At 36.6% G+C, this 9708-nt stretch carries 11 protein-coding genes; 1 reads left to right on the forward strand and 10 read right to left on the reverse strand.

Annotated elements, in window-relative coordinates; all coding sequences use genetic code 11:
• Positions 1-296: 296 nt before the first annotated feature.
• Both DX933_RS18885 and DX933_RS08145 read right to left on the reverse strand, forming a co-directional pair.
• The gene (locus DX933_RS18885; protein ID WP_123315954.1) at positions 297-428 is read right to left on the reverse strand and encodes a LacI family DNA-binding transcriptional regulator; all 132 of its coding nucleotides are present in this window, start codon (positions 426-428) and stop codon (positions 297-299) included.
• Between the two features lie 18 nt (positions 429-446).
• Positions 447-911, reverse strand: a complete 465-nt coding sequence (locus DX933_RS08145; RefSeq protein WP_123315955.1) for a DMT family transporter — start codon at positions 909-911, stop codon at positions 447-449.
• A gap of 128 nt (positions 912-1039) precedes the next feature.
• Between DX933_RS08145 and DX933_RS08150 the strand changes: the two genes are divergently transcribed.
• The gene (locus DX933_RS08150) at positions 1040-1810 is read left to right on the forward strand and encodes a hypothetical protein (RefSeq protein ID WP_123315956.1); all 771 of its coding nucleotides are present in this window, start codon (positions 1040-1042) and stop codon (positions 1808-1810) included.
• Between the two features lie 1305 nt (positions 1811-3115).
• Here the strand turns inward: DX933_RS08150 and DX933_RS08160 are convergent.
• The 8 genes from DX933_RS08160 to DX933_RS08190 form a co-directional block, all read right to left on the reverse strand.
• On the reverse strand, positions 3116-4090 hold the full coding sequence (locus DX933_RS08160) for a tRNA dihydrouridine synthase (RefSeq protein ID WP_123315958.1): 975 nt from the start codon (positions 4088-4090) through the stop codon (positions 3116-3118).
• Positions 4091-4874: 784 nt separating this feature from the next.
• Positions 4875-5066, reverse strand: coding sequence for a hypothetical protein (locus DX933_RS08165; protein ID WP_123315959.1), 192 nt, complete (start codon positions 5064-5066; stop codon positions 4875-4877).
• A gap of 96 nt (positions 5067-5162) precedes the next feature.
• On the reverse strand, positions 5163-5693 hold the full coding sequence (locus DX933_RS08170; protein ID WP_123315960.1) for a DinB family protein: 531 nt from the start codon (positions 5691-5693) through the stop codon (positions 5163-5165).
• A gap of 71 nt (positions 5694-5764) precedes the next feature.
• Positions 5765-6712: a hypothetical protein gene (locus DX933_RS08175; protein ID WP_190279457.1), complete on the reverse strand. Its 948-nt coding sequence runs from the start codon at positions 6710-6712 to the stop codon at positions 5765-5767.
• 61 nt (positions 6713-6773) lie between these two features.
• A complete protein-coding gene (locus DX933_RS08180; protein ID WP_263363182.1) occupies positions 6774-7424 on the reverse strand; it encodes a FecCD family ABC transporter permease in 651 nt (216 codons plus the stop codon).
• A complete protein-coding gene (locus tag DX933_RS18725; protein ID WP_263363184.1) occupies positions 7393-7725 on the reverse strand; it encodes an iron ABC transporter permease in 333 nt (110 codons plus the stop codon). Before DX933_RS18725 ends, DX933_RS08180 begins: the two co-directional genes overlap by 32 nt.
• A gap of 226 nt (positions 7726-7951) precedes the next feature.
• Positions 7952-9082 (reverse strand): helix-turn-helix domain-containing protein, encoded by a 1131-nt coding sequence (locus DX933_RS08185; RefSeq protein WP_123315962.1) that lies wholly within the window; start codon positions 9080-9082, stop codon positions 7952-7954.
• Entirely contained in the window at positions 9009-9485 is a 477-nt protein-coding gene (locus DX933_RS08190; protein WP_123315963.1) for a hypothetical protein, read from the reverse strand. Before DX933_RS08190 ends, DX933_RS08185 begins: the two co-directional genes overlap by 74 nt.
• Positions 9486-9708 lie beyond the last annotated feature (223 nt).

The following is a 9708-nucleotide window of genomic DNA, read 5'->3' on the forward strand; positions in this document are numbered from 1 at the left end:
ATATACTCATTCAAAACTAGCACCACCATGGATTTAACCACATCATTTAAGCTGGATTGCATTACATCTGCTTTTAGTTTATCAAAATCTAGTGTAAAATTAAGTTGGGTCATCATCAATTCCTCCTGTTATGGTTTTTGTGGTAAAAACATTGTAACATAGGGTTGATGAATGACCCTTTTCTATTTACACAATTATATGGACTTAATCTCCCCCACTGATTGTTAGTTGACAATTTTAACATATTCCCAATGAAAAGTATCCTTTTCCAGCAAATCTGTTTCAAAAACATCCTGTCATAAATCCTTAACCCGATTCCTATACCTAACCTGATGTCGCTGCTGTAACATGGGACTTTCATCATCATTCAAGACCCTGGAAATGGTAGTAGTGGAAACATGGGATCGTTTTGCAATATCGCGAATCATTTCTTTTCCATTATGCAGTTAACTAATTTGTTTCTCTTTAATGGGATCTATTATTGGTTCTTTTCGTTTCCACTTCAGCTTCGTTTCCGAAATAATAATCGCCACTAAAATTAATATCGCACCAAGCATCATTCTTCCAGTGATCAGTTCACTCAAAATAATTACAGAGAAAATCATCCCCCATAATGATTCTGTTGATAAAATAATGGCGGTTTTTGTTTCAGAAATAAACTTCTGCGCCATCGTCTGCAGCAAATAAGCAAGCGTTGTGGAGAATACCCCAAGGTAAAGGACTGGACCCAGTGCCTGTGAATCAACTGAAAATGCCATTTCGCCCTGCGATAATACAATGATCCCGGCAAAAAAAGATGCACTTACCATTTGCACGAGCGTGAGCACAATGGGGTCATTATCGCGAACAAATCGCGCTGTATAAAAAATTTGAAAGGCAAAAATCGAATTAAGATAAAGGATTTTCTTTATATTAAATGCGTGAAAGGTCTAGCTATTTTACAGTTATTATGCTATTGTGTAAGTAATAGAGTTGTCCACAAACTGGAAAACTGAGGCCGTTACTTCGCGACTCTAAAATTAGAGGGAGTTGAAATGATTTGAAAAGACTGTTATTGGTAGTAGTTTTTGTGCTGTTTTCTGCAATTCTTGGGATTAACAATGTTTTCGCCGGTTCACTTAATCCTGAACAGATTGTTAAAGATGCTTATAACGCAATGTTAGAAGGTAATACTAAAGAGTATTATAACAATGTAATTGATAAACGTTTTAATTCTGAAGAGGAAGCGATTTCCTTCTATAATCAAGATTTTAACTATGATCCGTTACAAAGTTATGAGATTTTAAATAATGAAAAGCAAGATGATGGGTCGTATAAGTTTACTGTTAAGAAAACACATAAATCGGGTGGGGTTTTAAAAACAGATATTATAGTAAGAAAAGTAAATGAGTCATGGAAATTGTATATAAGTGATGAGCCGGATGATAATGATTTCGAAGTACTGAAAGAAAGGAACTTATATGAAATTAATGATAATTCTACTTTGAAATCGAATGATAATACCATCCAAGCTGGAATGACACTTGTATCTTTTTCCGTAGACATTGTAAGTTATAAAAATACTAATGCGTTTAATATACCTAGTAGAGGCTTAATTTTAGATATTACTAGACAAAAATTGAATAAGGGTACTCGTTTTGCTTACGAAGTATATGGTTACTATTTTGATGGTATACGATCTATTGGAGTTAAAGAGGTTCTTGGAAGTGTAAGTAATGTTACGACGTCTCTCAGTTTAAGTGATAAGCCTTCACGTGGATATCTTCGCGTGTGGGGGAATGGAACCTCTTCTGGAAGACTTGCATATTAATTTAAAATTGGTTTATTCTTTTTAGGCTATCAAGGATTTTTTTGGATAGCCTTTTTTAATATTATAGGGGTAATATGACTGACTTAAAACGTGTCCTAAATATGATTAATAAATAATAAGTAAATACAATGAGGGAAAATCCCCATTTAAAAGTAAAAATGAAAAAAAGGACTATTTATGGGGAGTTTGATATAAAAGGTATTGGGGAGGCAGAAGAAATATTAGATCCTAGATTAGGGTCTTTTTTTATGCACTTTTCTATGCATTTTTAGGGAAACGGTCAAGTACCGAAAGAGCATAAAATCAACAATGTATAAAACAACGTATAACATATATGGTTTTGTTATTTGGCGAGCAGAGTGGTTTAAAGGGTTTGCTGTATTTTTTAACTGCCATTTTGGGTGGTTATGTTAACTCAGAGTGTATGGAGTATTCATTCCATTTTACTTGATCTAGGGGAAAAGTTTCCTCTTATTTGGGTTATAAAATGCTATCTAGTGTAGTAGCATACTGGGAATTAAAAAACAGGGAATGGTGGGAACACTATTATGTAGAACAGGAAAAAGCGAAAGGAACAGGCAATAGCTATTGCCTAGAGAGGACAAAAAATAAAAAAGGAAAGGAGCACTTAGTAAGGGAAATGTTTTTTGCAACGATAGTTGCTTGGACTGGCAACGCCAGGACAACGGGTTTTTCGTTCGCATAGCGAACTTGTTGAGCGTAGCGAAACAATTGGTTTAGACGCTCTTTGCCTGGTACAGGATATGTACCAACGGCTATTATCGGAATGCAGCCTTTTTTTAAAAGGCGAAATGAGAGAATAGACGTTGGGGGCACAATTGGAAAAAGGAAAGTATTTGAACCGTTTTTAATGATTTTGGCAGGGTTGGGGCACCAAATACGCTCATGGGCAGACTCGCTACTTCAGCACGCAAATTAGAACATTAAAGAATTGCACCGACTGGCGAATAAGAAAGACAGTATATACTACAACTGGTTGGAAAATTAATGGCCTAAATAAAAATTTATCTCTAAGGTATTAATATTCCTTTTAAGATGAATTTCATCTGATAAAGTGCTTTCGCTGTATCGAAACGTTTTACTTTCTTCTATGAGATTCTTTCGGTTCATTATACCTTATTCAAATACGATCCGAAAATCCTTCTGCTCTGCCCAATAAGTGGGAATTGATTTTCACAGCAGCTGTTGCTCCCCGGTGTAATCCGGATATCATCCCAGCTCTTCATTTCATCCCGCAAAAAAAGCCTCCCTAAGAGGCTCAGTAAACAATCATTTTAAAATTATTCAATCATCCGTTAGCGCGCCCGCCATAAAGCCATCAAGCATTTCACGAACTTCATCTGTTGATTCTGTGCTCATTAATTGATTTCTTAATTCACTTGCACCACGAAAACCACGAACATAAATCTTAAAGAATCGACGAAGCGGCTTAAATAAGCGGGGCTCCATTTGAGAATATTTATCGAAAAAATCCAAATGCAGCCTTAATAAATCCAATAATTCCTTACTACTAGGTTCTGTTGCTTTTTCTTCAAAGGCAAAAGGATTCTTGAAAACGCCGCGACCTATCATCACGCCATCCACACCATACTGCTTAACTAGTTGCAACCCAGTTTGACGATCTGGAATATCTCCATTGATTGTCAAAAGTGTATCAGGGGCAATCTCATCGCGAAGCTTCTTGATCTCTGGGATGAGTTCCCAATGCGCATCCACATTGCTCATTTCTTTTTTTGTACGCAGGTGGATAGAAAGATTTACGATGTCCTGTTTAAAAACATGCGTCAACCAGTCACGCCATTCGTTAACATTCGTATACCCTAGCCTTGTTTTCACGCTTACTGGCAGTCCACCAGCCTTTGCTGCTTGTATAATTTCTGCCGCAACTTCTGGTCGACGAATAAGACCGCAGCCTTTTCCTTTTTGTGCAACGTTTGGTGCCGGACAGCCCATATTGATATCTATACCTTTAAATCCAAGCTCTGCCATACCAATGCTCATCTCACGAAAATATTCAGGTTTATCTCCCCAAATATGCGCCACTATCGGTTGTTCGTCCTCTGTGAATGTCAACCGCCCGCGGACACTAAAGATACCTTCCGGATGACAAAAACTTTCCGTATTGGTAAACTCCGTAAAAAACACATCCGGCCGACCTGCTTCACTAATTACATGACGAAATACAACATCCGTCACATCCTCCATTGGTGCTAATACAAAAAATGGTCGTGGTAAATCACGCCAAAAATTATCTGTCATTTCCAAATCCCTCTCATTATGGGATTTCAAGTTAAATCATGATCCCAAAATTAAAAAGCAAAACCTCTTTTGCTTCCTTTACACTTATACCATGCTTTGGGACTATTTTTCAAGCCAAGAAGAAGGAATATCTTTTCTTCCAACCCAATCACATACTTTAAATAAGTTTAACTTACCTCAATTTGGCAAATACAAGATTTCGAGTAACTTAAATACGGTTTAACTTACTCCTATTTGGAAAATACACGATTTCAAGTAACTTAAATGCCGTTTATCTTACTCCAATTTGGAAAATACACAATTTCGAGTAACTTAAAGGCTGTTTAACTTACTCCTATTTGGAAAATACATGATTTCGAGTAACTCAAAGGCTGTTTAACTTACTCCTATTTGGAAAATACATGATTTCGCGTAACTTAAAGGCTGTTTAACTTACTTCAATTTCAAAAATACACGATTTCGAGTAACTTAAATATCGTTTATCTTACTCGACTTTGGATGAAATCACCAAATCACATACTATAAAAACCATAATGCCATAAGAAAGCTAAATGATCCGACTGCAAAAAGAAATGCAGATTGAATTCCAAGATTGGAGTCCAATCTGCATATTTATCACAGATTAACTGGCTGTAAGACCCCCACTTCAAGAATTTTTGTTGATAATCTGAATTGTCAGTGGGGGATCAACAGCCAGTAAAGGCCTGATTGGTTCAACTAACAATCAGTGGGGGAAATGCGAAAACTCCCACTGATTGAAGTTTCACTTTATTTTCGATTTTTTCTATAGCCAGGTATTATTCTTTCTATTCATATGGATTTGGTTTTCTGAATCAATTCTTTTGGGATCAGTAGATTTTCGATCTCGTTCACCGACCACGACTTTCTTTCCTAGCATTTTTGCGATTAGATCCACTACGATGCCAATCAGTAATAATCCACCGATGACGGCCCACATTATTCCCCAAAATGACAAGTTGAATCCCCCCGTTTCAAGCCAATATCAGTTCTCATTTAATTATTTTCAAAGCAACGCTCACATACATCATATCACTATTGTTGACACATGTGCTTAGGATTCCGGTCTACCCATTTCTTTTTTGATGAGTCTAATTTGACCACGATGATTTAATTCATCCTCGAAAACATGAAACCATTTGAAATAGTTGTTCACGCTGTTTTCTCCCCAAAATGACTGCTCGAATAACCATGAATCTGGCAATTTTTTAAAGGTATCGATTGTTTTATTTCTTGTTTGCTCCAGTTGATCCAAATAGAATTCTATTGGTTTTCCTTTTATTAGTTCTTGCGCTTTTTTTCCAAGATCTAAACCTGGATTGAGCACGTCGACATCTTCCTCTGTGATTTGACGCTTTTCAAACGTGTCAATTTGATATGCCTTTTCAACAGATACCATATGTGCGAGAAGCATGCCAATAGAATTTGCCTGATCGTTCATTAGGAAGTCCAATTGCTCAACAGACAAATCCCTAACCTCAGCTAATGTTGTTTCTCTCGTATAGTTCATCATAGATACGAGTTTGCTAAATTCCAAACTTAAACCCGCTTTTTTATCTATCAATAATAAGTTGTCATTCACCATTATGTAGCCTCCTATTGCAGTATTAATTATCATCCGGAATCAGTTTCAGACTGTACATCATTTTTATAATTTTAAATAGAAAAATATCTTCTTGTTAGGATGATGATATTTAAGATCAATCCAAGTATTAATACAGCTGTTATTGAGCCTAACCCAATCCAGTGTAATGGTATTCCTATTTGATACAAAATGCCACCGCAAATTATAAAAGCAATAATCGCAGAAGTGAGGAACCATATTGCTGATTCTTTCCATATATGAAATAAGATTTTTGACTTTTTCCATCCAATTCGATAATAGATGTCGAATTCCTGCTTCCGCTCCATCAATAATGTATTTATACCTTCACTGAGGGCAATGGTGCTTAGCAGTACAATAACAGCACTAATTGCTAATTGAAACCATAATGTTTCTTCTCCAATGAATTCGCCCATTTTTGTCTCGCCAGCGAGAGACATTGCCTCCCCAAAAACAGACAACTGCATTGATATTAATAGTATTGATAAACAGGTGATAAACATTAATGGCATGACAAGATGTCTATAATAAATGATGGAAGCAAATCGTTTATATGCATGAACTCGAATCAATTCTTTTTCTTTGATTCCCAATAAAATGGTACTTAAGATGATTGAAATTATCCAAAAAAGACCAGCACCGTAAAACAAAATCATATCTACTCTCATAAAATAAAGGATAACCAGTGAAATTCCAAATGCTGTTGTAATGATTAAATTTTGTTCAACACCATTTCGAATAATTATTTTTTTCCGTGGCCACCCAATGATGCGCAATGTTTCATTTTCGGAGGTTAGGAGTTGTTTTTCATAAATTAATCGTAGAAATAACCAAAGTAAGCCGAAAAAACCAAGTAAAATAGTTGTCAATAAGTTCATTACATCCCAAGTTCCGGATAGCTTTTGTGCAACACCTAGGGTTGTCCAATTTTCCGTAACTTGCCCAATCCCCTCTACTTCTAATTCCATCTTTTTTAAAGAGGACCCCGCTACAACATCCACCTCATAACCCATTTTTAATAACTTTGTTGCTACTTTTTCTATCTTTTTTCTCCCTAATTCATTATAGCTGTCTATACCTGCTACCTTTATTCGAATGGCATCGATTGGGAATAACCCAGCGATAATCCACTCCTACTATTCCTCTAACAATATGAGGGATCACCAACCCAACAAAACCAATTCCCCCTACCGTCGCAACTGCAGCCCCAGTCAAAATCAACACTGCAATAATCCCAATCGCCTTAATCAAGGTGGTTCGCTGTCCAAGTCCTTTTGCGACATCTTCACCCAAGCTAAGAATGGTAATATAACGCGATATAAACAGGGCAATCACTAAGCCGAAAATAATCCAAGGAGCCATTACCGATACTTGAAACCATTCAGCAGTCGAAATCCCTCCCGCAGACCAAAACGTTAAATCATATGTAATTTGGAACAACAAGGTGAAAGCCTGACTTAAACCTGTCAGCAATGAACCAATGACAGCCCCTGCGATTGCTAGTTTCAGCGGAGATAACCCTCCAGGTGTAAAAAAAGCTATACCATACACAATTCCCGCACCCAGTCCTGCACCAATGAAGGAGAATAAAATTAAATATTCGAATGGTAATGATGGAAAAAAAGCAAATGCAATAACAAGGACAAAGCTCGCACCAGCATTCACCCCGAGTAATCCAGGATCAGCTAATGGATTCCGTGTCATCCCTTGCATGATTGCCCCCTGCAACGGCAAATCCTGCTCCCACCATTGCACCTGCGATTGCCCTTGGTAATCGTAAGCTCGTTATAATTTGATGTAAATCATTATTAGGGTTAAACGCAAAGACCGCCTCAAAGACAGTTCCAAGATGAATGTCTCGCACCCCTATAGATATCGATGCAGCCATACCAATTACGATAGCAGTTACGCCAATAGCTAAGATAATGGTTGCCGCTATTGGCCGCGTCTTCACATCCTCTACCTTTTCTTCCGGTTCCATAAAAGGAACTTGTACCTCTGATTTCTTCTGCACACTAGACAAATTGCCATTAATCCCCCATCACTACCTTTGCTTTATCAAACATAAATACATCTAATTACTGCTGCCCAACAAAAAACTATTGCAATTAAAAAATGGGATTGTTCATCCCTTATACTTTTAACGATAATGATAATCATTATCAATTGTATTATAGGTAAAAACAATCCCATATAAAATGGACAATTTTTTATATTTATTTGACGTTTTTTTAATACGCTTATGCAAAAACCTCCAATGCCTCAGTTAAAATCCTTTCATGACCCCAAGCAGAATAGCTTAACCATGGGATGCTATCCACTTCATAAATATTTCCTTTTAATTTATTTTTCACCAGACTGATTTGTTCCTCTTTACCAGGGTCCACTATTAATAAAATATGTTGGATGTCTAAATTGCAAAGCTCATTGGAATCATAGTCCAGGTCATAATAAAACACATCCTTGATCATAGCAGGTGCATTCAACTTCAATTCTCGATATAAAAAGTCACTCAGCTTCCTTCTTTGAACACCAAAAATACGAATCTTTTTATCTAGCACCCTGATTGCAACTACCTTGTCATTACCCACCTTTTGCTTTACTTTTTTTCGAACCTTATGTAGCCGTTTGTCATATTGATTGAGCCAACGCTGGGCTAATTCCTTACTGCCAATAACGTTAGCTAATTGAAATAACTGTTCTCTCCAGCTTAAATTTTTATATGGAACAAGTGAGATTGGAGCTATTTTTTGCAACTGATTCGCAAGCATTCTTTTCTCTGACCGACAAATAATACATTGTGGCTCCCATAAGCTTAATTCATCCAGGTTAACCTCCCTCTTCCTGGATTGTTTTAAAAAACTATGAATATCTGATTGGGATAATGGATATAACAAATGCTCTGCAATGCCTAATGCCAATAAATTAGCTGTAAACGCAGGCGTTAACACAAAAAACTTCCTTTTGCATAATTCAGAGAACTTTTTCGGAGATACACCTACTGTTCGCTTAAATACACGACTAAAATAATATACATCCTGATATCCCACTTTATGGGCTATATCAGAAATTGGTATGGACGTAGTTAAGAGAAAATGCTTGGCCCTATCTATTCGCTTATTGGTTAAATATTGCAGTGGTGCATATCCAGTATAATCCTTAAATTCTTTATAGAAAGTTGTTACATTCAGGCCAGACATCTTTACTAACTCTGTAATTGGAATGGGGTCATCAAAATATTGATCCAAATATGACTTCATTTCATGCATCAAATCATTTTGTTCATCTGTATGCCTATCAACTATTTTTTTCCAACTCCGATAATAATTGATTAAAGTACTTTTGGATACTTTCCTTGTGATTTTTTTCATTTAGATTCTTCCAGCTTTCATACAACTGATTCAGCTGATAATGAATGAACGGATGATTGTACATGTGAAAATGATGGACCGACACATTCGTTCTCATGTCATGAACCTTCCATTCCCCTTGATATCTACCAACAGCAGCCTTGACAAAATGAATGATAAATAATTCTAATTTCTGATTTGGTATGATTTGGATTGCATCATTTGTTCCGTCACAAGAAATAACGATCATGTCTCCATGCTGCAGTATATCGCTTCTATCCATTCGCTCTACATACCCGTCGCCTTTTTGAACAAAGATAAGCAATGATTCATTTACCCGCAAATCATGGACCGGATTCCAGTTATCTGTTAAGCAGCTCGCCACAATTTCAATCATGTCATTGATGATATGCTTCCTATTCATCCTTTTTATTCAACCCCTATGAACTATTGATATTATTAAATCACAATTGATAATGATTATCAATATCATGTAGGTAATTCGAATATAACTGCCAACAATCGAGTAGGAGGGAGTGATTAACTCCCGTCCTCTCACACCACCAGTACGTACCGTTCGGTATACGGCGGTTTCATTTAAGTCCAACGCATTGTTTCATATCTGTTTAAAAGACTTTTCAAACCTA

Source organism: Ornithinibacillus gellani (assembly GCF_003730295.1).
Taxonomy (GTDB): Bacteria; Bacillota; Bacilli; order Bacillales; family Amphibacillaceae; genus Ornithinibacillus_A; species Ornithinibacillus_A gellani.